This window comes from Pseudomonas sp. TE6283, assembly GCF_054060555.1.
The window spans coordinates 66,488-91,114 of the sequence record NZ_JBSSDH010000016.1 but is presented as its reverse complement, the minus strand read 5'-3'; the positions used below and the strand labels follow the sequence as shown (position 1 = coordinate 91,114).

The window sequence follows — 24,627 nt, the reverse complement described above, 5'->3', positions numbered from 1 at the left end:
GTTTCTAGAATCGCCCAACTTTTTTGCCCGGATAACCGTTCCAGCCGATGTCTTCCCCTAGCCGCAGAACCGCTCATTCGGTCGCCCTGACGCGACTGGCACAGATCAGTGCACTGGCGCTGGCCGCCACCCTGGTCGGCTGCCAGAGCACCCGTCAGCTCGACGAATCCGACAGCGTTCGCGCGCACAACTACCAGGCGCGGATCAAGCACAAACCCGCGCCGCTGGTGGTCAAGCCCAAGGAAGCACCGCCCCAGGACGTCTGGGAGCGCATGCGCCAGGGCTTCGCCCTGCAGGACGGCATGGACGTCAACCCACGCATCGAACAGCAACGCCTGTGGTTCGCCAGCAACCCGTCGTTCCTCGAGAACGCCGGCGAGCGCGGCAGCCTTTACCTGCACTATATCGTCGAGCGCCTCGAAGAACGCGACATGCCGCTGGAGCTGGCCCTGCTGCCGGCCATCGAGAGTGCCTACAACCCGATGGCCTACTCCCGCGCGCATGCCGCCGGCATGTGGCAGTTCATCCCGTCCACCGGGCGCCACTTCAACTTGCGCCAGACCAACTTCTACGACGGCCGTCGCGACGTCACCGCCTCGACCAACGCCGCACTGGACTACCTGAACCGCCTGCACGACATGTTCAACGGCGACTGGCTGCTGGCCCTGGCGGCCTACAATGCCGGCGAAGGCACCGTCAGCCGCGCCATCGAGCGCAACGAGCGCCTGGGCCTGCCGACCGACTACTGGAACCTGCCGCTGCCGCAGGAAACCCGCGACTACGTGCCCAAGCTGCTGGCCCTGTCGCAGGTGGTCAACACCCCTGCCGCCTACGGGATCAACCTGAACCCGATCGCCAACGAGCCCTATTTCGAAGCCGTCGCCATCAACGACCGCCTCGATTTGTCCCGCGTCGCAGCCTTCGCCGACATCGACGAAGACGAGCTGATCCAGCTCAATCCCGCCTTCAAGAAGCGCATGACCGTGGACGGCCCGCAGCAACTGCTGGTGCCCACCGCCAAGGCGCAGCTGCTCAGCGACCGCATGTCCAACCTCAAGCCCGAGGAACTGGTCGCCCTGCAGCCGAACAAGGCCGTGTTCCAGGCCGCCCTGGCCGATGCCAGGGCGCCGGCGGCACGCAGCTACCGGGTCAAGCGTGGCGACAACCTGGGCAGCATCGCCAAGGCCAACCGCGTCGCGGTCAAGGACATCCAGCGCTGGAACAGCCTGCGCGGCAACAGCCTCAAGGTCGGCCAGGTGCTGGCCCTGCGTGGCGGCAACGCGCCGAGCGCGGCGGCCAAGCGCGTGGCCGATGCCAAGCAACGCTCCACCCAGTACAAGGTGCGCAAGGGCGACTCGTACTACCTGGTGGCCAAGCGCTTCAACGTCGAGATGAAGCACCTCAAGCGCTGGAATCCGCGCAGCGGGCATGCGCTCAAGCCGGGGCAGACGCTGACCGTCTACCTGTCGCGTTGATGTGAATCCTGGGGGGCGCTTCGCGCCCCTTTCGCGACACAAGGCCGCTCCCACAGGCATTGCACCAGCCTGAGGGTCTGCGCAATCCCTGTAGGAGCGGCCTTGTGTCGCGAAAGGGCTGCAAAGCAGCCCCAATCAGCCACATCCATCCGACCGACCCGTACTCTTTTTCCATTCCAGACAAGCTGTTACTGTACCCCGAACCAAGCCCAACGCCTTCTGGATCGGATGCCGACTTGATACGTCCCCTCCTGCTGTCTCTCAGCCTGGCCTTGAGCTTCCCCGCCGTCGCGATGGTGAGCGAAAGCCACGGATACGCGCAGTTCGGCTCGCTCAAGTACCCGGCCAGCTTCACCCACTTCGACTGGGTCAACCCGCAAGCCCCGAAAGGCGGCACCTTGCGGGCCATGGCCTTCGGCACCTTCGACACGCTCAACCCCTATACCTTCAAGGGCTCGAGCCCGGTCACCACGCCCAACTTCCTGCAGTACGGCATCAACGAGCTCAACGAGCCGCTGATGGTCGGCACCGGCATGTACGACCCCTCCGGGGACGAACCCACCTCCAGCTACGGCCTGATCGCCCGCTCCGTCGAGTACAGCGAGGACCGCAGCTGGGTGGTGTTCAACCTGCGCCCCGAGGCACGCTTCCACGACGGCGTGCCGATTACCGCCGCCGACGTCGCCTTCAGCTACCGCACCCTGCTCAAGGACGGCCACCCGATCTACCGCACCAACCTGCAGGAAGTGGCCCGGGTCGACATCCTCGGCCCGCTGCGCATCCGCTTCGTGTTCAAGCGCGCCGGCAACCCGCTGCTGATCCTGCGCCTGGGCGAGATGCCGGTGCTGCCCAAGCACTACTGGGAAAAACGCGACTTCAAGGCCACCACCTTCGAGCCGCCCTTGGGCAGCGGCCCCTACCGCATCAGCGAGGTGCAACCGGGCCGGCGCCTGGTGTTCGAGCGGGTGAAGGACTACTGGGGCAAGGACCTGGCCGTGAACCGCGGCAAGTACAACTTCAACCGCGTCGAATACGAGTTCTACCGGGACGCCACCGTGGCCTTCGAAGCCTTCAAGGCGGGCGAATTCGACATCTATATCGAGCACCAGGCGAAGAACTGGGCCAACGGCTACAGCTTCCCCGCCGTGCGCCGGGGCGAGGTGATCAAGGCGCAGATCCCGCACCAGATCCCCACGCAGACCCAAGGCCTGTTCATGAACAGCCGCCGCGCCGCCTTCAGCGACCCACGGGTACGCCAGGCGCTGGGCCTGATGCTCGATTTCGAATGGACCAACCGCGCCCTGTTCAACGGCGCCTACCGGCGCGCCACCAGCTACTACCCCAACAGCGAGTTCACCGCCAGCGGCCTGCCCACCGGCAAGGAGTGGCTGCTGCTCAAGCCGTTCCGCGACCAACTGCCCGAAAAGCTGTTCACCCAGCCCTACCAGGTCAGCCACACCGACGGCAGCGGCATCAGCCGCGCGGCCCTGCGCCAGGCCCTCGACCTGTTCGCCCAGGCCGGCTGGAAGCTCAACGGCCAGCGCCTGGTGGACGGCAAGGGCCAGCCGTTCCGGATGGAACTGCTGCTGGTGAACCCGAACCTCGAACGCATCCTGCAACCTTATGTCGAAAATCTGGCCAGCATCGGCATCGATGCGCGCTTGCGCACTGTCGACCGCGCCCAGTACAAACAACGGCTCGACCAGTTCGATTTCGACATGATCCTGATGACCCTGAACCAGACCCTGAGCCCGGGCCTCGAACAGTGGCTGTATTTCCACTCGAGCCAAGCCGCCGTCAAGGGCAGCAAGAACTATGCTGGCGTGAAGGACCCGGTGGTCGACCACCTGCTCGACACCCTGCTCGCCGCCCGCAGCCGCGATGACCAGATCGCCGCCGCGCGCGCCCTGGACCGCGTGCTCTCATGGCAGTACTACATGATCCCCAACTGGTACCTCGACAATCACCGCCTGGCCTACCGCAACCGGTTCGCCTTCGTCACCACGCCGCCCTACACCCTTGGGCTGAACAGCTGGTGGATCAAGAAGACTTCGGAGAAAGCCAAATGACGCCCACCCTGCGCCGCCTGGCCGGCAGCCTGCTGCTGGCCTGCCTCACGCTCCCGGCCGTGGCCGCCCCGCAACACGCCCTGACCCTGTACGGCGAAGCGCCGAAATACCCGGCCAACTTCAAGCACTTCGAATACGTCAACCCCGACGCGCCCAAGGGCGGCACCTTCCGCCAGTCCAGCTTCGGCGGCTTCGACAGCCTCAACCCGTTCATCAACAAGGGCGTGCCCGCCGACAACATCGGCAGCATCTACGACACGCTGATGCGCCAGAGCCTGGACGAGCCCTTCACCGAGTACGGCCTGGTGGCCGGCAAGATCGAAAAGGCCCCCGACAACAGCTGGGTGCGCTTCTACCTGCGCCCTGAGGCGCGCTTCCACGACGGCCACCCGATGCGCGCCGAAGACGTGGTGTTCACCTTCAACGCCCTGATCAAGGACGGCGCCCCGCTGTACCGCCAGTATTACGCCGACGTCGCCGACGTGGTCGCCGAAGACCCGCTCAAGGTGCTGTTCAAGTTCAAGCACAGCAACAACCGCGAGCTGCCGCTGATCCTCGGCCAGCTCCCGGTGCTGCCCAAGCACTGGTATGCCAACCGCGACTTCAACCGCGGCAACCTGGAGATCCCGCTGGGCAGCGGCCCGTACAAGGTCGCCGAGGTGAAGGCCGGCCGCTCGATCCGCTACGAGCGGGTCAAGGACTACTGGGCCAAGGACCTGCCGATCAACCGCGGCTTCTACAACTTCGATGTGATGACCTTCGACTCCTACCGCGACAACACTGTCGCCCTCGAGGCGCTGAAGGCCGGCCAGTTCGACTACGGCCTGGAAGTCAGCGCGAAGAACTGGGCCACCGCCTACGACGTGCCCGCCGTGCGCGACGGCCGCCTGATCAAGGAAGAGATCCCCAACGGCAACCCGGTGGGCATGCAGGGCTTCATCTTCAACCTGCGCAAGCCGATGTTCCAGGACATCCGCGTGCGCCAGGCCATCAGCCTGCTGCTGGACTTCGAATGGACCAACAAGCAGTTGTTCAACGGCGCCTACACCCGCACCGGCAGCTACTTCGAGAACTCCGAGATGGCCGCCAGCGGCCTGCCCTCGCCCACCGAGCTGAAGATTCTCGAACCGCTGCGCGGCAAGGTGCCCGACGAGGTGTTCAACGGCGCCTTCCGCAACCCCGTCACCGACGGCAGCGGCATGATCCGCGACCAGCAGCGCCAGGCCTACAAGCTGCTGCAGGACGCCGGCTGGAAGATCATCGACGACAAGATGGTCGACAAGGACGGCAAGCCGCTGAGCATCGAGTTCCTGCTGGCCCAGACCCAGTTCGAGCGCGTGCTGCTGCCGTTCAAGCGCAACCTCGCGGACCTGGGCATCAACCTCGAGATCCGCCGGGTGGACGTGTCGCAGTACATCACCCGCCTGCGTTCGCGGGACTACGACATGATCGTCGGCGGCTTCGCGCAATCGAACTCGCCCGGTAACGAGCAGCGCGAGTACTGGAACAGCGCCGCCGCCGACAACCCCGGCAGCCGCAACTTCATCGGCCTGCGCGATCCTGCCATCGACCAGCTGGTGGAACAGCTGATCAACGCCGATTCGCGCCAGAGCCTGGTCGACCACTGCCGCGCCCTGGACCGGGTGCTGCTGTGGGGCTACTACGTGATCCCCAACTGGCACATCAAGACCTGGCGCGTAGCCTACTGGAACCACATCGGTCACCCCGCCGTGTCACCCAAGTACGACATCGGCATCGACACCTGGTGGATCAAGCCCGACGTCACGCCTGCCGTGAGCGAAGCCCCCGCCGTGGAAGAGGCCCACTGACATGCTGGCCTATATCCTGCGGCGCCTGCTGCTGATCATCCCGACCCTGTTCGGCATCCTGATCATCAACTTCATCATCGTCCAGGCCGCCCCCGGCGGCCCGGTGGAGCAGATGATCGCCAAGCTCGAAGGCTTCGACGGCGCCACCAGCCGCATCGCCGGCGGCGGCGCCGAAGTGTCGGTGGCCGGCTCCAACTACCGCGGCGCGCAAGGCCTGGACCCGGCGCTGATCGCCGAGATCGAGCGCATGTACGGCTTCGACAAGTCCGCGCCCGAGCGGCTGTGGATCATGGTCAAGAACTACGCCCAGCTGGACTTTGGCAACAGCTTCTTCCGCGACGCCAAGGTCATCGACCTGATCGCCGAGAAGATGCCCGTGTCCATCTCGCTGGGGCTATGGAGCACGCTGATCATGTACCTGGTGTCGATCCCCCTGGGGATCGCCAAGGCCGTGCGCCACGGCAGCCATTTCGACGTCTGGACCAGCTCGGCGATCATCGTCGGCTACGCCATCCCCGCGTTCCTGTTCGCCATCCTGCTGATCGTGCTGTTCGCTGGCGGCAGCTACTTCGACTGGTTCCCGCTGCGCGGGCTGACCTCCAACAACTTCGACGAGCTGTCCACCACCGGCAAGGTGCTCGACTACTTCTGGCACCTGGTGCTGCCGATCACCGCGCTGGTGATCGGCAACTTCGCCACCATGACCCTGCTGACCAAGAACAGCTTCCTCGACGAGATCAACAAGCAGTACGTGGTCACCGCCAAGGCCAAGGGCCTGAGCCGTTCGCGGGTGCTGTACGGCCACGTGTTCCGCAACGCCATGCTGCTGGTGATCGCCGGCTTCCCCTCGGCGTTCATCGGCATCTTCTTCACAGGGTCCCTGCTGATCGAGGTGATCTTCAGCCTCGACGGCCTGGGCCTGATGAGTTTCGAGGCGGCGATCAACCGCGACTACCCGGTGGTGTTCGGCACCTTGTTCATCTTCACCCTGCTGGGTCTGGTGGTGAAGCTGATCGGCGACCTCACCTACACCCTGGTCGATCCACGCATCGACTTCGCCAGCCGGGAGCACTGACATGGCCCTGTCCCCCCTCAATCGCCGGCGCTTCGAGCGCTTCAAGGCCAACCGCCGCGGCTGGTGGTCGCTGTGGATCTTCCTGGTGCTGTTCGTGCTCAGCCTGGGCGCCGAATTCATCGCCAACGACAAGCCGATTGCCGTGCGCTACGACGGCGCGTGGTACTTCCCCGCCTTCAAGCGCTACCCGGAGACCACCTTCGGCGGCGAGTTCCCGCTGGAGGCCAACTACAAGAGCCCGTACATCCGCGAGCTGCTGGAGAAAAAGGACGCCTTCGTGCTGTGGGCGCCGATCCCCTACAGCTACCAGAGCATCAACTACGACCTGAAGGTGCCGGCCCCCGCGCCGCCCTCCACCGACAACCTGCTGGGCACCGACGACCAGGGCCGCGACGTGCTGGCCCGGGTGATCTACGGCTTCCGCATCTCGGTGCTGTTTGCCCTGACGCTGACCATCGCCAGCTCCATCGTCGGCGTGATCGCCGGCGCCTTGCAGGGCTTCTACGGCGGCTGGGTGGACCTCGCCGGCCAGCGCTTCCTGGAGATCTGGTCCGGCCTGCCGGTGCTGTACCTGCTGATCATCCTTGCCAGCTTCGTGCAGCCCAACTTCTGGTGGTTGCTGGGCATCATGCTGCTGTTCTCGTGGATGAGCCTGGTGGACGTGGTGCGCGCCGAGTTCCTGCGCGGGCGCAACCTCGAGTACGTGCGCGCCGCCCGCGCGCTGGGCATGCGCAATGGCCCGATCATGTTCCGCCACATCCTGCCCAACGCCATGATCTCGACCATGACCTTCATGCCGTTCATCCTCACAGGCGCCATCGGCACCCTCACCGCCCTGGACTTCTTAGGCTTCGGCCTGCCTGCCGGTTCGCCGTCGCTGGGCGAGCTGGTGGCCCAGGGCAAGTCCAACCTGCAAGCCCCGTGGCTGGGCATCAGCGCCTTCGCCGTGCTGGCAGTGATGCTGAGCCTGCTGGTATTCATCGGCGAATCCGCCCGCGACGCCTTCGACCCGAGGAAATGACATGAGCCAAGACACCCTGATCGAAGTCCGCGACCTGGCGGTGGAGTTCGTCACTGGCGAGCAGGTCAACCGCGTGGTCGACGGCATCAGCTTTGACATCCGCAAGGGCGAAACCCTGGCCCTGGTCGGCGAAAGCGGCTCGGGCAAGTCGGTGACCGCCCATTCGATCCTGCGTCTGCTGCCCTACCCGCTGGCCCGGCATCCTTCCGGCACCATCCAGTACGGCGGCAAGGACCTGCTGCACCTGGGCGAGAAGCCCATGCAGCGGATTCGCGGCAACCGCATTGCGATGATCTTCCAGGAGCCAATGACCTCGCTGAACCCGCTGCACAGCATCGAGAAGCAGATCAACGAGATCCTGTTGCTGCACAAGGGCCTCACCGGCAAGGCCGCCACTGCGCGCACGCTGGAGCTGCTGGAGCTGGTGGGCATTCCCGAGCCCAAGAAGCGCCTGAAAGCCCTGCCCCATGAGCTGTCCGGTGGCCAGCGCCAGCGGGTGATGATCGCCATGGCCCTGGCCAACGAGCCCGAACTGTTGATTGCCGACGAGCCCACCACGGCGCTCGACGTGACCGTGCAGTTGAAAATTCTCGACCTGCTCAAGGAGCTGCAGGCGCGCCTCGGCATGGCCCTGCTGCTGATCAGCCACGACCTCAACCTGGTGCGCCGCATCGCTCACCGCGTGTGCGTGATGCAGTGCGGCAAGATCGTCGAGCAAGCCGACTGCGCCACGCTGTTCAGCAAGCCGCAGCATCCGTATACGCAGATGCTGATCAATGCCGAGCCCAGCGGCGCGCCCGCCGCGAATGCCGAAGGGGCGCCGTTGCTGGAAGTGAAGGACCTGAAGGTGTGGTTCCCGATCAAGAAGGGGCTGCTGCGCCGGACCGTGGACCATGTAAAGGCGGTGGATGGGGTGAACTTCAGCCTGCCCCAGGGGCAGACGCTGGGGATTGTTGGCGAGAGTGGGTCGGGCAAGTCCACCTTGGGACTAGCCATCCTGCGGTTGATTTCCAGCCAGGGTGGCATTCGCTTCCATGGGCAGAATCTTGAAGGGCTGAACCAGAAAGCCGTGCGGCCGCTGCGGCGGGAGATGCAGGTGGTGTTTCAGGATCCCTTTGGCAGCCTGAGCCCGCGTATGTGCGTGGCGGATATCGTTGGCGAGGGGTTACGGATTCACAAGATCGGCACGCCGGCTGAGCAGGAAGCGGCGATTATTGCGGCGTTGGAGGAAGTGGGGCTGGATCCGAGGACACGGCATCGGTATCCCCATGAGTTTTCTGGGGGGCAGCGGCAGCGGATTGCGATTGCTCGGGCGTTGGTGTTGAAGCCGGCGTTGATTCTGCTGGATGAGCCGACCTCGGCGCTGGATCGGACGGTGCAGCGGCAGGTGGTGGAGCTTTTGCGGAATTTGCAGGTTAAGTACAACCTGACTTATCTGTTTATCAGTCATGACCTGGCGGTGGTCAAGGCGTTGAGTCATCAGTTGATGGTGATCAAGCATGGGCAGGTGGTGGAACAGGGGGATGCGGGGGCTATATTTCATGAGCCGCGGCATGGGTATACGAGGCAATTGTTGGAGGCGGCGTTTTTAGAAATGGAGGCTGCAAAATAAGTTTCTCTACACAACATTACAACCGCATTACTTGACGCACGCTATAAAAGCCCACGAACCCATTCACTCTCGAGAATAGAAAATGAAAAAATCCTTTCTTGTATATACCCAGCATGACGGCAAAGACCATAGATCAGTAGAGCAGATATATTATTACGACGAAAACGGAGATGAAATATTTGACAAATATGTCACTGAGCTATGCATCGACATCTCGACTTGCGCGGACCAAGGCATTGACACATGGCACTGGATAAAAAACCAAATTGAGACCAGGCTAATAAAAGCAAACATCACCTACGAAGACATTATATTTGAGGAGTAATCCTGATGAGCTCCTATAAAAACAGATCAAAATATCAGGCCCCATCAACCCTAACAACTAGATACTAGCGAAAGAATTTATTCAACCATAATAAACAGGTTCGCACTAATCGAGCAAAGCAGCTAGTTTACCACCACTCCTATCAGAGCCTTAAATTATAGCCTAGCAGAGCAACTCCTTACCCCTCACTAATGGACATCACCTCGTAACACGCGCACACCTTCCCCAACTACAGACAGAATGATTACTGTCTAAAGCGCACCAGCTTAGTCCTCAACTAGCATCGACCTCGAACGACAACAGCCCACTCCATTAGAAACCCATTAAAGTTTTAGTGCAGGCAGTTCTCCGACACCAAAGTAGACTCTTCGCTTAAAAGGAACACCTTTCGTTCAGTCAATTGCACTTAATAATCATCCGCACCTCCTAAAAATTTGACTGCGTCCCTATCCAACGCTAGCCATGTGCCACAAAATGATATAGGATCCAATCACATCATACCCCGAATGCAATCCAACGACTTAGCTCATTGAATTTCATTATGAATAAAGCACTTGATCTCAAACCTACTACACACCTTGAAGTTTTTAATCTTGCGAACCTCTTAGATATTTTCAAGAAAAAAATATCATTAAGGCCGTCTATTGGGCTTGACGGAAAAACAGTCGAATCTTTTGAAGAAGAATGTGTAAAAACACTATCCACCGCACTGCAAAAAATAAACAATAGAAGCTTTAAATTCACTCCATACCTGGAAGAAATAAAAAGTAAAGGGAAGAAGAAATACCCAAGAATAATTTCAAAACCAACAATTCGAGACAGAATCATCCTGCTCGCAGTATTAAATACTTTACAAGCACACCATCACGACACACTTAAAAAAGAGCTTCCAAACCAGCTGATTAGAAACATAAAATCAAGTATCGCGCGCTCCAAAACCGACCTTAACTACGTCAAGCTAGATATCGAAGCATTTTACGACAACATTGCACACAAAATACTATTGAATAAGCTATCAAAAACAATTACCCCTGAAGCGCGCTGGCTGATCAGCGAAGCCATTACAAACATAACCGTCAGCAGCAACTTATCACGTTCAGACTACCCTGAGAAAAATACTCTTGGCGTCCCTCAAGGACTTTGCATCTCAAACTTACTCTCCGATATTTACCTCGGGAAAATTGACAAAAAATACTCGAAATACAAATACCACAGATACGTAGACGATATACTAGTAATTTCACACAAAAAAAATAACAAGATATCCACATCAATTCAAACAGATCTAGCTAAGCTAGGCCTAAAAGCAAACAGTAAGTCATCGGAGGGGAAAATCTCTGACGGACTGGAGTATTTAGGCTATGTTTTCAAGGGAAGCAACTTAGTCTCAGTCAGAACCTCCTCCAAAGAAAAGTTCATTAGGTCTCTGATAGCCCCAATAACCAGATATAAGAAATCAAAAACCAAACCCCACGCAAAAGAATGGTTGAATGACGACGCCAGAATAACCATCTTATTTGAAACCTTGAACGAAAAAATAACTGGAGCAATTAGCGAAAAAAAGAGGTATGGCTGGATGTTCTACTTCAGCGAAATCAACGACATAAAACTCCTCCACGAAATTGACTCCATCCTCTGTCGCCAAATAAAAAAGTCAGGTTTGGAAGAACACCTACCTCGACTTAAACGTCTTGCACGCGCATATCGAGAAGTCAAATACAACGCCCACGGCACCTACATTCACAACTACAACAACTATAGCAATCTTCAAGAAAAACTAAGCTACCTAATAAAAATGGGCGTAATCGATCCCGACTCAGCAACTTCGTATTCGCAAGACCAGATAGAACGGATGTTTGACTACAAAAAGAACAAAAACCTCTTGCAATTAGAAGTGGACTTAGGTAGCTTCTCCTAGCCCCCTTGTACGGCACGCATTGTGTGCTTGTACAGATCCATTTATTAATGGGTATCGGTCATCTTGCCTTTATGGCTTTCCACTTCGCATCTGCGAGGACTTTAACTAGGGTTATCCTGAGGGGGCACTACTTATGAATCAACAAGTTACCGATTCATCCCTAGCCACCGATCTATCAAAGAAAATCTGGAAAACACGAGGAGCACGCTTCAACAGCGCCAGGCGCTTACGGAGGCGAGCTCATCTGTCGCTATGCCTCATCAGCCTCTACTCTGCCTACACTCTGATAGCAACAATATTTTCCGCCATTACACCTAATCTGCCACCAAGTTCAGTTTCCGCAATCAATTTAATTACAATTTCGCTTTCACTTCTGATCTTGATTGTAAGCGTAATCGAGGGCAAAGGCGGCCATGAACTGACTGCAAATTCACTAGAAGACAATGCAAAAAACATTTCCAAATTGGTCGACAAGCTAAAAACTATAGCTCAAGACTCCCATAGCATCAGAGAAAACACACAGAAAATTAGCAACACTTACGACAGACTAATCAATTCCTGCCCGCACAACCACACACCAACAGACTACAACTACTTCTTGCTTCAGCAAGATGATCTTAAAAACAAGGTAAAAAATCCAAAACTGACTTTATTATCATATCATGCAAACCAAGTTACGTTTGTGGTAGCAGCGATAATCCCTCCAGCTGTCGGCTTCTATTTTTGGATTTCCAGCATGTGCTGATTTTGAGCCTTAGCCATGACCGTAGCCCTTTCCAAGGGCCGGGCTTCTTGAGCCATGGGCTAAAAATCAGATTCTCCCTATATCTTGTAGTCCTTTTCCCAAACATACTCCTTTAGCTTTTTACTCATTGCGGTCTCTACGACACCACTCTAGTCTCAGCGAGTCGCTGATGTTCAGCGATCGACTTTGACAGGTCGCAACGGTATTAAGCATACGGCTAGCCCTCAATGGTAGCTGTACGTGCGGGCACGCTTGCGTGCGCCGGAACTTTGCTTATTCCGCCGGTCTGTCAACCCACGTACAGCTGCCACCCTTCTGTTTGACAGCAGAAAGGTGGCAGTCCCAAAAAGGAATAAGAAGATGCTAAAGATCGTCCCCGATCCACCCCACAACCACCACTCCCTCGAAGACACCATCATCCAGGCCACGGAGTACGCCCTGTGCGCGCAGACCGTGGCGCATCAGGCTGTTCTGCTGCATCCCAAGTCGCCCGTTTCGATTCTGGTCCTGGCCGCGATGCATGAAATGGAGGCGCTGCGGGCGCTGCTCGAATCGGCGTTGATTCAGGTGCAGATGCCGCAGGTGGAGCCTCGGACGTTGCACTAGGCGTTAGCAATGGGTTGCCTGGACTGGCCTCATCGCCGGCAAGCCGGCTCCCACAGGGGATCGGCGTGGCTGCGCGGCAGATGCTGTGTAGCTGATAGCGGATCTAACTGCGAGAGCTCACCCAGGCACCGATCATTTCAGGGAGATTGAGCAATGAGCACAGACGACACCACACCCCACACCACGGTGGGCAAGACCCGGTTTTATCAAGGTGAAGGGCATACCGACCCGCTGTTCTGCATCGAACCCGGCATCCCTTGCCAGCACGCACGGGAACAGGCCTCAGAGTTGATGGGCTGCGTGTGCGACCTGACCATCACCGGGATCATGGAGGAGAAGCCTCAGCTGATCTGGGCGTCGTATTACCTGAGCGCGCTGGCCAAGGCGCTGATAGATGATGCGGAGCTGGGGATGAAGCACTGAGGTCACAGGTGCATAGGGCCGCTTTGCGGCCCTTTCGTAATACAAGACCGCTCGACACGGGTTAGGCTTTGGGGGACATCAGTTCGGGATACGTCCATGGAATGTCATATCCGCCGCGCTCAGCGCGAAGACGCACAAGCCATCAGCCGCATCGTGATCGCGGCACTGCGCGAATCCAACTCGCAGGATTACCCGGCAGAGGTGATTGCCCAGGTGGAGCAGAGTTTTTCACCTGCGGCTGTCAGTGCCTTGCTCGATAACCGGCTGGTATTCGTGGCGGTCAAGCAGAACGATCTGCTGGGGACGGCAAGCCTCGATGGCGGGGTTGTCAGGACAGTGTTTGTCGCGCCGATCCATCATGGGGCAGGTATTGGCAGACAGCTGATGAGGGCAATCCACACAGCGGCGATCAAAGCCGGCGCCACAGCATTGCGCGTTCCTTCGTCCATCACGGCCCAAGGCTTCTACGCGCGACTGGGGTATCGGAAACTTCGTGATGAATTCCATGGTGTAGAGCGCACCATCGTCATGGAAAAGTCCACGCTGACCATTTCGGAAGCGGCACACGCGCTCAACGTCTCTTGCGAGTATCTGGCGAAGCTGATGGATGAGGGGGCAATTCCCCATATCCGCATTGACGGCGAACGCGGTATTGCACTCTCAGATTTGGTTGCCTACCGTAACAGACTTCGCCATGCCAGCCGTGCCGCGATGGACGAACTCGCAGCCCAGGCCCAGAACCTCAAGATGGGCTACGAATGAGCATTTCAATCAAGAGTAACGTCGTTGAGCATTGATCTGTTTCTGGAAGCTGACGCAGCACTTGACGCAGCGGCACTGGCAGACGCCCTGCAAGAGGCCGGCGCGATTGAAGTCACGCGCACAAGCGACAGCCTGCAAGCCTACTTCGCGTCATGGCTGACGCTGACCGCAGACTTCGTCATCACCGACCCCGCCCTCTATGCCGAAGATACCAAAGGGCTCGACTTCAGCGTCGCCACGCGTTGCGGCATCAGGATCAAAGGACCCGGACCGCAGGAGCATTCCCCCATGGCAGACCTGGAAACAATTGCCAAGACGATTGCACGGACCGGTTCACGTTTCGTGATCAGCTTTCAATTCGAACAAACCCTCTATTGGCAAGATGCCGAAGGATTGCACCGCAACGGATAGCCGCCTGGCATGCTGCCTCCTCGCTCAGGCCACTTGCACGCCGTGCCCAGATGATGCCAAATTGATGTCACCGCATGCTCCAGCGTGCCCCACCGCTGGGAATGGCATAGCGCGCTCGTGGCTTTATCCCGGGCCCGGCACCACGTCGGGCTTCCCCAATGCGTCATTTGCCGAATATGGAGTTCAGCATGACCAGCTTGTTCTCGACCGAAAACCTGGAGTTCGACCCCGCAAAAAGCGTGAGCATCAATGAGGTCAACAGCACCTTCACCGAACAAAGCCTCCATCCGCTGTTCGGCAAAGGCCCGTTGGGTGGGCAGGCAACGGCTGCAATTGCGCGCCAGCAAGCTCGCGAAGCGGTGTTCATGCAGCGTTTTTCCGACATGGACATCGACAAGTTCCAGCAAGTGCCACAAGACGACGGCGATGTCTGGCTGGTCGGCATGCAAACCATCGACGGCGAGCAGCACCATGTACACATCTCGCAGAACAGCTTGCTGGATTCTGTGCAACTGGTCGAAGCCACTGCCGCTGAAGTCGCATTGCGGGAAAAGAAGTACAAGATCGTGACCGATGAGATGTCCATCGAGATTGATGGCAAGCGTTACTTCGTCGACTCACACATCCCCTTCAATTTCGGCTTCGGCGGCGTCACCCGGACCGTGGTCAACTTCACGATTACCCTTGGCAGCTCGATCATTGTCACCAGTGCCTTGAAGGAACTGCTGAGCTACGCGGGCGGGCGCGGCCTCAGAGCAATCTTGAAAGACGCGGTCTCGAAAACCTGGGGCCTGTTCAAAGCCGTGCTCCGGGGAACGCTTCAAGCCGCCTCGCGCTTCCTCAGGGTGTTTTTCTCGGGCATCTTCAACGGCCAGTTCAATGGTTTGATGGGGCGCTGTGTCCAGGGCCTTGCCCGTGGCTGGCGCAGTGCGTTTGCACCGCTGGAGGAAGGGGCTGTCGTTGCGGGAATATGGGGCGCGGTACTCATCATTGCCACAACGGTGATCCTGTCCCTGGTCCTGCACAACACCCGGCACAACCTGACGATCTACAACCTGACGAGCAAGGACCTGGTAGTGTCCGCCCCGCATATGGGGCACGGCGATACCGACACCCCAAATGAGATTGTCATCAAAGGCTACGACAACCGTGGGCCTTTCGGTAAATGGTACAACGCCTCTCCCATCAAGTCCGAGAGCAAGACCTATGTGTCCGGCATCGGCCTGGCGATGAACCTGTCACTGCGCGAGCCCGATAGCAAGGCCGCGGTCGCCGACTTCGCCTGCATGTTCGACATTCCCTACACCGGCACCAACTCGCTCAATGCCACCGCCCGGAAACAGGACAATATCGTCGATTACTACGATGCCAATGAAGGGCTCAACACCACTGGCCAGGCCAGCGCCAGTTCCGACCAATACGAAATCATCGTGACGTACGACATTACCAGCGGCCAGCAATACGACCATGAGACCAAGGACAAGGGCTACATCTACAACTCGATGGTCATCGTGCGGGAGAAGGTAGCGGCCTGACATCCCGCGGCCAGCGTGCCATCGGCGAGCGCGGAGGGCGCTCGACCGACTGGCGCGCTGCGCAGTTTTGCCATGCAATGAGACAACGATGTAGCGCGCATCCGCAATGCGACTTATCCAGCGCACGGAAGGCACTTGTCAGTATGACTTCGAAATCATATAGCCATTGACCGCAGCCGACTCAGCGCTTGCCCAGCATCGCCTGGCGCTCCCGCCAGATCTCCTGCACGAACGGATCGGTCACGCCATACAGGCCATGCCCCCGGCGAATGATCAGGTTCGCCGCCAGCAATTCATTGGCCACCGGTTGGATCTCTTCCACCCGCACTTCACGCCCCACGAACGTCGAATACTCCCCCGCCGCCTCGCTGGAAAACACGCCCCGCGTCTCGCCATCCACGGAGGCGATCCGGGCGAAAATGGCCTGGGCCAGTACACCCAGTTCCTCGACCTTCATCAGTTCCAGGTCGGCCGCCGCCGAGCGTAGCGTGGCCGCGATCACCGGCAGCACTACATCCGCCCCGGAACCGAGGCTGGGCGAGTGAATCAACTGACGCAGCGCACGGATGAACTCTTCAGGCCGGCTGCCCAGTGTCTTGAACGCCTCGGTCGCCACCTCCAGCGAGGGCAGGTTATCGAGGCCATCTGCGGCGAGGCGCTGGAGCCAGAACGCGACATAGCCCTCGTCCAGCACCGGATAGGCCACGTTGGTGGCGCCGGCAAACGCCTGGTTACGCCGGGCGGTCAGCTCGTTGACCATGGCCCGGTGCGAGCCGGTGCCGATGAACAGGAAATGCCCAGGCGTCGCGGGCCTTGGGTTGATGGCGTCACGCGCGGCCTTCAGGGCCAGCATCATCTGCTGCCCGTCTTCTGTGGTGATGGCATGCTGCACTTCGTCGACGATCAGCACGACAGTCGCCTTGGCCTGGTCCACCGCTTCGGTCAGCGCTTCGGCAAGTGTCACGCCGCCTGCTTCACCCAGGGTATCGAGGTTGAAGCCGAACTTGAAACCGGCCACCTCCACCTCGGCGCCACGCACGCGCTTGAGACGCTGCATGAACGACGAGGTCGGTGTCTGCAGTTCGAGCAGGGCTTGGCGCACGGCAGCCAGCACCAGTTTCACCGGGCTTGTCTGGGTGTCGCTCCACAGGTCGACGTAGATCACCAGTGCGCCCTGTGCCTCCAGGGCCGGGATCAGATCGTTCTTGAGAAAGGTTGTCTTGCCCGTCCGGCGCAGGCCGGACAGGAACAACCCGGAGCGCAGGCCGATGTCCAGTGCCGAGGGCTTGAGCAGTTGCCTGGCCATGTCGGCCGCCAGTTCCGGGCGCAGGAAAATGTCAGCCATGGGTTTATCCTGAATTATGAGATACCAATAATTATTGGCCTGGAATAATTCCATGTAAAGCCGCAGTAGCTTGCTCAACACCTCAAGACTCAACCTCCATCAACCCCGGCGTGGGCTTGCTGAACCCCGCCGTCAGCCACATCAGGTACAACCCGCCACACACCAACCAAGCCACCCCGGCCAGTATCACCACCGTGCTCAGCAGCGACAGCAGATACAGGTTCACCCCAATCGCCAGCAGCGGAAACACCACGAACCCTACCCCGCTCAACCGCTGCTTGCGCCGCTCACGCAGGTAATACGCAATCACGCAGACATTCACCGCCGCAAACGCCAGGAACGCGCCGAAGTTGATCAGCGAAGCGGCCGAGCTCACATCCGCGCCGACCCCGATCAAGCCCAGCCCGGCAATCAGCAGCAGGTTGAACACCGGCGTGCGCGCCGTGCCCTGCAGCTTGGCGAAGTAACGCGGCGGCAGCACGCCTTCGCGGCCCATGAAGTACAGCAAGCGGCTGGCGCTGACCTGCACCGCCAGGCACGAGGCGAAGCCGGCAACGATGCCGCCGAGGTTGACGAAGTCGGCGAAGAACTGCCCGCCCACCTCGATCGACAGCGCGTAGGTCGCAGTCTCTGGGTCGGCGAACTGGCCGCCGGGGTGGCTCAGTTGCATCAGGTAGGCCACCGCCGTGAACAGTAGCCCGCCCACGCTGATCACCAGCAGCACCGCCCGGGGAATGTCGCGCTTGGGCTGCTCGGCCTCCTCGGCCAGGGTGGTCACGGCGTCGAACCCGAGGAACGAATAGGCGGCGATGGCGGCGGCGGCGGTGAGGCCGGTCAGGGTGCTGTGTTCGTTCCATACGGGGTGGGTGAAGCCGAGCTGGGGCTGGCCGGCCACATAGCGCAGGCAGTAGCCAATGAACAGCAGCACCAGGGCCACGCTCAGGGCCGTGAGCACTTTGTTCAGGCGGTCGGTCAGGGTCATGCCGCTGACGGTCACCGCCGTGGTCAGGCCGATATTGATCAGCAGCCAGCCCCAGGTGGGCACCTGCGGGAACTGGGCGTTGAGGAACACCGACTGCAGCAGCCAGGCGACCATGGGCATGAACAGGTAGGCCAGCAGCACCGCCCAGCCGACCACGAAGCCGCAGCCAGGACCGAGCAGGCGCTTGGCGTAGTAGTAGGCCGAGCCGGACACCGGGAACAGGCGCGACAGCTTGGCGTAGCTCAGGGCCGACAGCAGCATGGCGCCGGTGGCCAGCAGGAAGGCGCTGGGGGCGATGCCGTCGCTGCGCTCGGAGATCACGCCGAAGATCACCATGGCCAGGCTCGGGCACATGTAGGCCAGGCCGAAGACGGTCAGGGAGGTCAGGGAGAGTTTTGCGGGGGTGGCGTCAGGCATGGGTGGCCTCCTGGCGCGCAGGGGCGATGCCACGGGCCGGGCCGTGAGCGAAATGAGCCATGGGTCATCCTCTTGTGATTGTTCTAGGGAATTGCCCAGCCGGTCTGGCTGCATGGGGGCGCAGGGACGGCGTGCACAGCAAGTTACTCGGGGGATGGCACCGGCTTTGCCGGTGATCGCGGGGCAAGCCCGCGCCTACAAGGTGCAGGGCCAGTATGCGGATCCCGGTGCGGATTCCTATAACGTCGAATGATTAACCCGGGGGTAATGGCGCAGGGGAATCACGGCGCCGGTTGCAGGCTGGCGAGGTCTTCGCCGGCCAAAAACAGCAGCGAGAACAGCTCGCTCTGGGAGTTCACGTCCAGCTTGCGGTACACGTTGCGGCGATGGACCTTCACCGTCTCGGCCGACAGTTTGAGCTTGATGGCCGTCTCCTTGTTCGAATGCCCCGACAGGATCAGCCGCACCACGTCCAGTTCCCGCGCCGTGAGCACCGACTCCAGCTGCCGGCGTGCCTCGTCGCGCCCCTGGGCCAGGCCCAGCGCGGGCTTGGCCGGTGCGCGCTCGGGCAGTTGCTCGAAGTGCAGCCGCTGGCGCAGCAGGCCGATCAGCCAGGGGCGCACCAGCTCCAGCTGGGCGATGGCCTGGGCGTCGAAACGTGAGCGCCCGCCCAGCGACAGGCACAGCGTGCGCCCATCGCCCAGGGCCAGGTTGAACTGCACCTCGTCGGCGACCACGTTGTGGGTGAAGTACAGGCGGTAGTAGTCGGTCTGCTGGAACTGCTCCGGGGCCACGTCGGCCAGGCGCACCAGGCCGGTCAGCGGCCGCTCGCGGCTGCTGATGTAGAACGGGTCGAGCAGGTACAGGCCGTTGGCGTACTCGCTCACCAGCGGGTCGATGCCCTCGCGCTCGTAAGGGCTCTGGTCGAAGATCAGCGGTTTGTCGTGGCTGAACAGCAGCGCCACCCAGGTGTCCACCTCGACGAAGTCGCCGAGCAGCGTGGCCAGTGTGCGCCAGAAGCTCGGGCGGTCGAGGTGCTCGATGCATTGGCCAACACCCTGGTGCCACGAAAGATCCTGCAGGCTCAAGCTCATGCCCTACCCCCGGGTTAACCCGTCGAAGTGATTGTTTTGCCAGTGATTGTTTTCATACTTGCACCACCCTTCGCAAATGTCACTCGCCCGCGGAAGGGTCGGGCCCAGCGAGACGGATTGCCCATGAAGATCGAAGTGGTACAGACGACAACCCGCGACGGCGACACCGCCCACAACCTGCGCGGTATCCTCGAGGCCCTGGCCCAGTGCGCGCCGGACACCGATATCCTGCTGTTCCCCGAGTCGCACCTGACCGGTTTTCTCACAGCAGATGACGTCGGCATGCTGTCCGAAGCCATCGACGGCGATGCCGTGCAGGCAGTGGTCGCGGCGGCGCGCCAGCACAATGTCGCGGTGGTGCTGGGGCTGTACGAGAACGACGGCGGCACCTTCTACAACACCACCCTGTTCATCGCCCCCGAAGGCATCCTGCTCACCTACCGCAAGACCCACCTGTGGTTGCCGGAGCACGGCATCGTCGTGCCGGGCGACCGCTTCGCCACCGTCGAATGGCGCGGCGTGCGCCTGGGCCTGTTGATCTGCTACGACAGCGAATTCCCCGAGACAGCGCGGGCACTGAAGGCCCTGGGCGCGCAGTTGATGCTGATCACCGATGGCCTGGCCGAACCGGAGGATCACGTGCACCGGGTGTCGGTGATGGCCCGGGCGATGGAGAACCAGGTGTTCGCTGTGGTTGCCAACCGCGTGGGCGAAGGGCCGGATGGCTGCGTGTTCGTGGGGGCGAGCCTGGCGGTGGACCCGTATGGCCACACGCTGTTCGAGGCCGGGCGTGGCGAGTCGCGGCATAGCGTGACCCTGGACCTGTCGCTGATCGGCAAGGCCCGCGCCTTCCATGACTACAGCGCCAACCAACGCATCCGGTTGCCGGGTGAGCGGATCGAGCATGCCAGTGGCGTATGGGAGCTGGTTATCGATTAAAGGAGAACACGACTGGGCAGGACGCAAAGGATTTCGGATAAAGCTGCCGTAGCCAGAATGAGGCTATCGGCAGCACAGGCACCCACTGACCCGTGGCTGATCAGGATCGTTTCCGAGAAACGAGACCATTACCTCCATCCCCGTTCGCGGAGGCGTGACCGCGCAAGGCCAATCGGACGCCACCGACAGCCAACAACAGCTCTTGTCGTCAAACCTGTCCTCAGGATCCCAGGGAAACTTCACCTGAATCCGGGCAAGCCTCTGATCACACGGGCTCTCGTCATCCTCCACGGCAATGACCACGGCGGTCTGGCTCCCCGCCACCCGTGGTTTGGCATGAACCAGGGGCGGACGATACAGCACGCCCCACGGCAGCACCGCCTGGCCATCGGCAAACACCAGCACGTGGCCCTGGGCACTGTGCTGGAAGTGAAAGCGGATGCCCTCCTCTTCACACAAGCGCTGGACGAAGTGCAGGTCCGTTTCGCCATACTGGGTGCAGTAGTCGCGCTCGGGGTAGCTCGCACTCAGCTCGAAGCGGTAAGCGTCGCCCACGATCCCATGCTCTTCCAATATCAAGGCGACGATCCTGGGCACCGAGAACTGTTGAAAGATCCGCTGGTTGATGCGGTGACGCAGGTAGGACAAGTGCGGCACCAGGGTCAACCTGTAACGCGCCGAACACGGGGCCTGCTTCATCGGCGCGATGTGGTAGATCCGCCCATGGATGCCATTGCCGTTCATGTCGAAGCTGAAGAACGCCTCGAGGTCGAGGAAGCGTTCAAGGTCCAGGTAGGGCCATTCGCTGGCCAGTTCCACGTTGAAAAAGAAAGGCCTGTTGGCCACCGCTTCCCCGGTGTAGCCGAGCACCTGGAAATCGTGCTCCACACCTTTGATCGTCAAGTTCAAATATGTCTTCTGGGCTGGGCTGAACATCCGCTGTTCTCCTCCGGCTCAAGATGAAATCAGGTACGCAAGACCATCACCCGCCTCGGCTGAGCAGCCGGATACCGCGAGACGATGGTGTTCGCTGGTGCTTGGAGCAATGGGCCGCAGGCAACCTTGGTCAACGCGCTGTCCGGTACTCCCTTGCACCGGGCAGCTGCCGACACGTCAACTCAAGTCAGACGCCACTCTTCACCTTGGTCCAGACCCGCGTGCGGATCCGCTCCAGTTTCAACGGCAGCGGCTCGAGCGGGATCAACGTGGCAATCGTCTTCTTGTCGGGGTAGATCCACGGGTTGTCCCGCAGCGCCTGCTCGACGAACTGGGTGGCGTCCTTGTTGGCGTTGGGGTACAGGGTGTGGTTCGAGGTCTTGGCGATCACTTCCGGGCGCATCATGTAGTTGATGAACGCCATGCCTGCCTTGGGATGGGGCGCATCCTTGAGCAGCACCAGGTTTTCCGACCACACCAGCGCGCCTTCGCGCGGCAGGCTGTAGTTGATCCTGCGCCCGGTGTTGTTCTTCTCGTTGAGGGCCTGGGCGGCCAGGGCGCCGTTGGCCCAGCCGACCACCGCGCAGATATTGCCGTCGGCCATGTCGGTGTCGATGCGCGACGAGTCGAAATACAGCACGTAGGGGCGGATCTTCATCAGCAGGTCTTGCGCCTTCTGGTAATCCGCCGGATTGCTGCTGTTGCTGGGCAGGCCCAGGTAGTTCAGGGCAATCGAGATGATCTCGCTGGGCGAGTCGAGCATCGCCACGCCACAGGACTTGAGCTTGCTGATGTTCTCTTCCTTGAAGATCAGGTCCCAGCTGTCCACCGGCGCCTGGTCGCCCAACGCGGCCTTGACCTTGTCGACGTCGTAGCCGATGCCGGTGGTGCCCCACAGGTAGGGCACCGCGTAGCGGTTGCCGGGGTCGTTGACCGCCAGCTGGGCGAGGATATCGGGGTCGATATGCGACAGGTTGCCCAGTTGCGCACGGTCCAGCGGTTGCAGCACGCCCGCCGCGATCAGGCTGGGCAGCACGTTGGAAGTGGCCACCACCACGTCATACCCGGTGCGTCCGGCCATGACCTTGCTCTGCATGATGTCGGCGCTGTCGAACGCGTCCATGTGCACGCGGGTGCCGGTTTCCTGCTCGAACGCCTTCGGCGTCTCCGGTGCGAGCAGCCCGAACCAGTTGTACAGGTGCATCCCGGGCTCGGCGGCCAGCACCGAGGTGCTGATCCCTGCGCAGAGCAGCGAGGCGGAAAAAAGGGTTCGCAAACGTGACCTTCTCATGCAACATCCTTATCGAATCGATGTATCTTCACGGCCATCCTAGGCCCAGTGAGCGACTATACCGGGCAGGACCGGATAGTAAATACCTCGGAATACTTACCTCTGACCTGCGAGTTCCTAACCCAAAAGGGGTAGATAATGCCGTTCGACCTGCAAAGCCTGGCCTGGCACCGATCGATCGGCAAGCTGATCATGCAGCTGGACCGTCCGGCGTTCTGGAGTTCGCTGGTTCGGGTATTGAACGAGTACGTGCAGATCGACAACTGGGTGGTATTGATCTTCGCCAGCCAGCAAGTGGAAGTGGTGAGCCTGCCCGAGGTGGCGGATGCCGAAGAGGTCAACGCGTTCATCCATCGTTATGTAAAGGGGCTCTACCTGCTGGACCCGTTCTACATCGCCAACCGGGAAAACCCGCAGAGCGGTTTCTTCCACCTGCTGGATATCGCGCCGGAGTACTTTCTCGAAACCGAGTACTACCATCAGTACTTCGCGCACTACATCTCGGCCGATGAGGCGCAGTACAACGTTCAGCTCGACGCTGACCGCACGCTGTGCATCTCCATTGGCAGCAAGGCGCGCTTCAGCCAGGAACAGATCACCATCCTCGACCTGATCAAGCCCTGGGTGACGGCCTTGATGCACCAGCGCATGGCCTTCGAGGTGGATGTCGAGAAGGACCTTGTCGAGGTACCGCCCTGGCAGGAAACACTGACCCAGCTGGGCGCGCAGATCACCACCCGTGAAAGCGATGTGCTCAGGCTGCTGCTGAGCGGTTTCTCCAACAAAGAGATTGCCGGGAAACTTTCACTTTCGGCGGAAACGGTGAAAGTGCACCGCCGGAACATTTACGCCAAGTTGAACATCAAGTCGCAGTCTGAATTGTTTGCTCGCTTCTTTGTGCCGAAATCGGATGCTTTCTGTACCAGTTGAATTCAGGCACCTTGCCTGCCGCCGGCTGCTGCACGCCTGGCAGACCTTCAAGGCGTCGATGCCAGCGCCTCGATGACCAAGGTCGCCAATCCGATCAAACAGATTACCCCCACGCCATAACTCACCGTCCGCCACGGCTGGATACCCGCCAGGTAAGTCACCGTATGCGACACCCTGGCCACGGTGAATACCCCGCTCAGCCAAGCCGTCATGGCAACCGGCGCCTCCAGTACGACCGCCAGGCCGCCCAGCGCGAGGAACATCGGGATGTTCTCCAGATCGTTGCGCCAGGCCTGCATGGCCCGCGTGACCTGCGGCAGTTCCGCAGGGCACGCCGCGCGCTTGAACACCGCCGCATCCTCACTGTTGGTGAAGGCCAGGAAGCGCAGGCGGAAGTAACCCTGGTAGCAGGAAATCGCCAGCATCTTGAAGAACAGCACCACTACGCAGCAGGCGTAGACCGCGAGAGCGCCGCTCATGCCCCGCGTCTCTGCGCAAAGCCCTTGACCACGATGTAGAGCAGCGGCCCCAAGGAAACAAACACCGCCGTCAGCAACAGATAGGGCAAGACCCCGAGCAACGAGCCGCCTCGCTGGCGCTGGTCGCTGACCATCCACAAACAGCCCAGCCCGGCCATCAAATACAGGTCGATAACGACCTGGGCCGTATCTGGCCGGGACAGCAGATCAAGGCCAAAGGCGACAAGTGATTGGTCCACAATCATCAGGGTCCAACCGGTGTACAGGGTAAACAGCAGCAAAACTGGCAGCGCGATCCATCGTGCGTTCATTGTCCGATTCCTACAGGGGCGATGTTGCCGTCACGGTAGTGATAGAGTCGTCCCCGCCTCAATGACCTCACAGGTCATGGACGCTTCAGCCAAGGAC

At 60.2% G+C, this 24,627-nt stretch carries 21 protein-coding genes and 1 pseudogene; 15 read left to right on the top strand and 7 right to left on the bottom strand.

From position 1 onward, the window contains the following. The first annotated feature begins 47 nt into the window (after positions 1–47). The 13 genes and pseudogenes from ACVWZ5_RS19675 (at position 48) to ACVWZ5_RS19615 (ending at position 15,806) form a co-directional block, all read left to right on the top strand. Entirely contained in the window at positions 48–1,475 is a 1,428-nt protein-coding gene (locus tag ACVWZ5_RS19675; RefSeq protein ID WP_028690526.1) for a lytic transglycosylase domain-containing protein, read from the top strand. A 236-nt stretch (positions 1,476–1,711) separates the two neighbouring features. Beyond that, positions 1,712–3,544: an extracellular solute-binding protein gene (locus tag ACVWZ5_RS19670; RefSeq protein ID WP_280070701.1), complete on the top strand. Its 1,833-nt coding sequence runs from the start codon at positions 1,712–1,714 to the stop codon at positions 3,542–3,544. Beyond that, positions 3,541–5,373 carry an extracellular solute-binding protein gene (locus ACVWZ5_RS19665; RefSeq protein ID WP_457340800.1) on the top strand — a complete coding sequence of 611 codons (1,833 nt, stop codon included), beginning with the start codon at positions 3,541–3,543 and terminating at the stop codon, positions 5,371–5,373. The genes ACVWZ5_RS19670 and ACVWZ5_RS19665 overlap by 4 nt, the downstream gene beginning before the upstream one ends. Before the next feature lies 1 nt (position 5,374). Then, positions 5,375–6,448 (top strand): microcin C ABC transporter permease YejB, encoded by a 1,074-nt coding sequence (locus tag ACVWZ5_RS19660; protein ID WP_011534684.1) that lies wholly within the window; start codon positions 5,375–5,377, stop codon positions 6,446–6,448. Position 6,449: 1 nt separating this feature from the next. Next, positions 6,450–7,469, top strand: coding sequence for an ABC transporter permease (locus ACVWZ5_RS19655; RefSeq protein ID WP_011534685.1), 1,020 nt, complete (start codon positions 6,450–6,452; stop codon positions 7,467–7,469). Position 7,470: 1 nt separating this feature from the next. Next, entirely contained in the window at positions 7,471–9,081 is a 1,611-nt protein-coding gene (locus tag ACVWZ5_RS19650) for an ABC transporter ATP-binding protein (protein WP_457340799.1), read from the top strand. An 866-nt stretch (positions 9,082–9,947) separates the two neighbouring features. Then, positions 9,948–11,324 carry a reverse transcriptase domain-containing protein gene (locus ACVWZ5_RS19645; RefSeq protein ID WP_457340798.1) on the top strand — a complete coding sequence of 459 codons (1,377 nt, stop codon included), beginning with the start codon at positions 9,948–9,950 and terminating at the stop codon, positions 11,322–11,324. A gap of 133 nt (positions 11,325–11,457) precedes the next feature. Further along, positions 11,458–12,069, top strand: a complete 612-nt coding sequence (locus tag ACVWZ5_RS19640) for an SLATT domain-containing protein (protein WP_457340797.1) — start codon at positions 11,458–11,460, stop codon at positions 12,067–12,069. A 360-nt stretch (positions 12,070–12,429) separates the two neighbouring features. Further along, positions 12,430–12,675, top strand: coding sequence for a hypothetical protein (locus ACVWZ5_RS19635; RefSeq protein ID WP_457340796.1), 246 nt, complete (start codon positions 12,430–12,432; stop codon positions 12,673–12,675). A 153-nt stretch (positions 12,676–12,828) separates the two neighbouring features. Next, the gene (locus tag ACVWZ5_RS19630) at positions 12,829–13,098 is read left to right on the top strand and encodes a DUF3077 domain-containing protein (protein ID WP_457340795.1); all 270 of its coding nucleotides are present in this window, start codon (positions 12,829–12,831) and stop codon (positions 13,096–13,098) included. A 96-nt stretch (positions 13,099–13,194) separates the two neighbouring features. Further along, positions 13,195–13,635 (top strand): annotated as a pseudogene (locus ACVWZ5_RS19625) (GNAT family N-acetyltransferase); the annotation flags it as partial. Positions 13,636–13,884: 249 nt separating this feature from the next. Next, complete coding sequence (locus ACVWZ5_RS19620) at positions 13,885–14,271, top strand: hypothetical protein (RefSeq protein WP_457340794.1); 387 nt, start codon at positions 13,885–13,887, stop codon at positions 14,269–14,271. 188 nt (positions 14,272–14,459) lie between these two features. Beyond that, positions 14,460–15,806, top strand: coding sequence for a hypothetical protein (locus ACVWZ5_RS19615; protein ID WP_062573389.1), 1,347 nt, complete (start codon positions 14,460–14,462; stop codon positions 15,804–15,806). Positions 15,807–15,987: 181 nt separating this feature from the next. Here the strand turns inward: ACVWZ5_RS19615 and ACVWZ5_RS19610 are convergent, their stop codons facing one another. The 3 genes from ACVWZ5_RS19610 to ACVWZ5_RS19600 form a co-directional block, all read right to left on the bottom strand. Further along, positions 15,988–17,151, bottom strand: coding sequence for an AAA family ATPase (locus ACVWZ5_RS19610; RefSeq protein ID WP_028690516.1), 1,164 nt, complete (start codon positions 17,149–17,151; stop codon positions 15,988–15,990). An 82-nt stretch (positions 17,152–17,233) separates the two neighbouring features. Further along, positions 17,234–18,550, bottom strand: a complete 1,317-nt coding sequence (locus tag ACVWZ5_RS19605; RefSeq protein ID WP_186600714.1) for an APC family permease — start codon at positions 18,548–18,550, stop codon at positions 17,234–17,236. A 281-nt stretch (positions 18,551–18,831) separates the two neighbouring features. After that, the gene (locus ACVWZ5_RS19600; protein WP_062363637.1) at positions 18,832–19,644 is read right to left on the bottom strand and encodes a LuxR C-terminal-related transcriptional regulator; all 813 of its coding nucleotides are present in this window, start codon (positions 19,642–19,644) and stop codon (positions 18,832–18,834) included. Between the two features lie 123 nt (positions 19,645–19,767). Between ACVWZ5_RS19600 and ACVWZ5_RS19595 the strand changes: the two genes are divergently transcribed. Then, on the top strand, positions 19,768–20,583 hold the full coding sequence (locus ACVWZ5_RS19595) for a carbon-nitrogen hydrolase family protein (protein WP_028690513.1): 816 nt from the start codon (positions 19,768–19,770) through the stop codon (positions 20,581–20,583). A gap of 63 nt (positions 20,584–20,646) precedes the next feature. Here ACVWZ5_RS19595 and ACVWZ5_RS19590 read toward each other — a convergent pair whose 3' ends face one another. Next, positions 20,647–21,519, bottom strand: coding sequence for a contractile injection system protein, VgrG/Pvc8 family (locus ACVWZ5_RS19590; protein WP_457340793.1), 873 nt, complete (start codon positions 21,517–21,519; stop codon positions 20,647–20,649). Between the two features lie 187 nt (positions 21,520–21,706). Then, on the bottom strand, positions 21,707–22,810 hold the full coding sequence (locus ACVWZ5_RS19585; RefSeq protein ID WP_023629237.1) for a polyamine ABC transporter substrate-binding protein: 1,104 nt from the start codon (positions 22,808–22,810) through the stop codon (positions 21,707–21,709). Between the two features lie 138 nt (positions 22,811–22,948). On the opposite strand from ACVWZ5_RS19585, the gene ACVWZ5_RS19580 reads away from it, so the two are divergent. After that, positions 22,949–23,740 (top strand): helix-turn-helix transcriptional regulator, encoded by a 792-nt coding sequence (locus ACVWZ5_RS19580; RefSeq protein ID WP_028690508.1) that lies wholly within the window; start codon positions 22,949–22,951, stop codon positions 23,738–23,740. Between the two features lie 47 nt (positions 23,741–23,787). Here the strand turns inward: ACVWZ5_RS19580 and ACVWZ5_RS19575 are convergent, their stop codons facing one another. Together ACVWZ5_RS19575 and ACVWZ5_RS19570 are read right to left on the bottom strand one after the other, a co-directional pair. Further along, positions 23,788–24,219, bottom strand: a complete 432-nt coding sequence (locus ACVWZ5_RS19575) for an MAPEG family protein (RefSeq protein WP_343582096.1) — start codon at positions 24,217–24,219, stop codon at positions 23,788–23,790. Next, positions 24,216–24,530, bottom strand: coding sequence for a DUF2834 domain-containing protein (locus tag ACVWZ5_RS19570; RefSeq protein ID WP_301142420.1), 315 nt, complete (start codon positions 24,528–24,530; stop codon positions 24,216–24,218). Before ACVWZ5_RS19570 ends, ACVWZ5_RS19575 begins: the two co-directional genes overlap by 4 nt. Positions 24,531–24,627: the final 97 nt, after the last annotated feature.

What these genes read in the sequence shown, in the direction of transcription:
- ACVWZ5_RS19675 (WP_028690526.1), top strand. Translation starts at nt 48, where the DNA reads ATGTCTTCCCCTAGCCGCAGAACCGCTCATTCGGTCGCCCTGACGCGA.
- ACVWZ5_RS19665 (WP_457340800.1), top strand. Translation starts at nt 3,541, where the DNA reads ATGACGCCCACCCTGCGCCGCCTGGCCGGCAGCCTGCTGCTGGCCTGC.
- ACVWZ5_RS19660 (WP_011534684.1), top strand. Translation starts at nt 5,375, where the DNA reads ATGCTGGCCTATATCCTGCGGCGCCTGCTGCTGATCATCCCGACCCTG.
- ACVWZ5_RS19655 (WP_011534685.1), top strand. Translation starts at nt 6,450, where the DNA reads ATGGCCCTGTCCCCCCTCAATCGCCGGCGCTTCGAGCGCTTCAAGGCC.
- ACVWZ5_RS19650 (WP_457340799.1), top strand. Translation starts at nt 7,471, where the DNA reads ATGAGCCAAGACACCCTGATCGAAGTCCGCGACCTGGCGGTGGAGTTC.
- ACVWZ5_RS19645 (WP_457340798.1), top strand. Translation starts at nt 9,948, where the DNA reads ATGAATAAAGCACTTGATCTCAAACCTACTACACACCTTGAAGTTTTT.
- ACVWZ5_RS19640 (WP_457340797.1), top strand. Translation starts at nt 11,458, where the DNA reads ATGAATCAACAAGTTACCGATTCATCCCTAGCCACCGATCTATCAAAG.
- ACVWZ5_RS19635 (WP_457340796.1), top strand. Translation starts at nt 12,430, where the DNA reads ATGCTAAAGATCGTCCCCGATCCACCCCACAACCACCACTCCCTCGAA.
- ACVWZ5_RS19630 (WP_457340795.1), top strand. Translation starts at nt 12,829, where the DNA reads ATGAGCACAGACGACACCACACCCCACACCACGGTGGGCAAGACCCGG.
- ACVWZ5_RS19615 (WP_062573389.1), top strand. Translation starts at nt 14,460, where the DNA reads ATGACCAGCTTGTTCTCGACCGAAAACCTGGAGTTCGACCCCGCAAAA.
- ACVWZ5_RS19610 (WP_028690516.1), bottom strand. Translation starts at nt 17,151, where the DNA reads ATGGCTGACATTTTCCTGCGCCCGGAACTGGCGGCCGACATGGCCAGG.
- ACVWZ5_RS19605 (WP_186600714.1), bottom strand. Translation starts at nt 18,550, where the DNA reads ATGCCTGACGCCACCCCCGCAAAACTCTCCCTGACCTCCCTGACCGTC.
- ACVWZ5_RS19600 (WP_062363637.1), bottom strand. Translation starts at nt 19,644, where the DNA reads ATGAGCTTGAGCCTGCAGGATCTTTCGTGGCACCAGGGTGTTGGCCAA.
- ACVWZ5_RS19595 (WP_028690513.1), top strand. Translation starts at nt 19,768, where the DNA reads ATGAAGATCGAAGTGGTACAGACGACAACCCGCGACGGCGACACCGCC.
- ACVWZ5_RS19590 (WP_457340793.1), bottom strand. Translation starts at nt 21,519, where the DNA reads ATGTTCAGCCCAGCCCAGAAGACATATTTGAACTTGACGATCAAAGGT.
- ACVWZ5_RS19585 (WP_023629237.1), bottom strand. Translation starts at nt 22,810, where the DNA reads ATGAGAAGGTCACGTTTGCGAACCCTTTTTTCCGCCTCGCTGCTCTGC.
- ACVWZ5_RS19580 (WP_028690508.1), top strand. Translation starts at nt 22,949, where the DNA reads ATGCCGTTCGACCTGCAAAGCCTGGCCTGGCACCGATCGATCGGCAAG.
- ACVWZ5_RS19575 (WP_343582096.1), bottom strand. Translation starts at nt 24,219, where the DNA reads ATGAGCGGCGCTCTCGCGGTCTACGCCTGCTGCGTAGTGGTGCTGTTC.
- ACVWZ5_RS19570 (WP_301142420.1), bottom strand. Translation starts at nt 24,530, where the DNA reads ATGAACGCACGATGGATCGCGCTGCCAGTTTTGCTGCTGTTTACCCTG.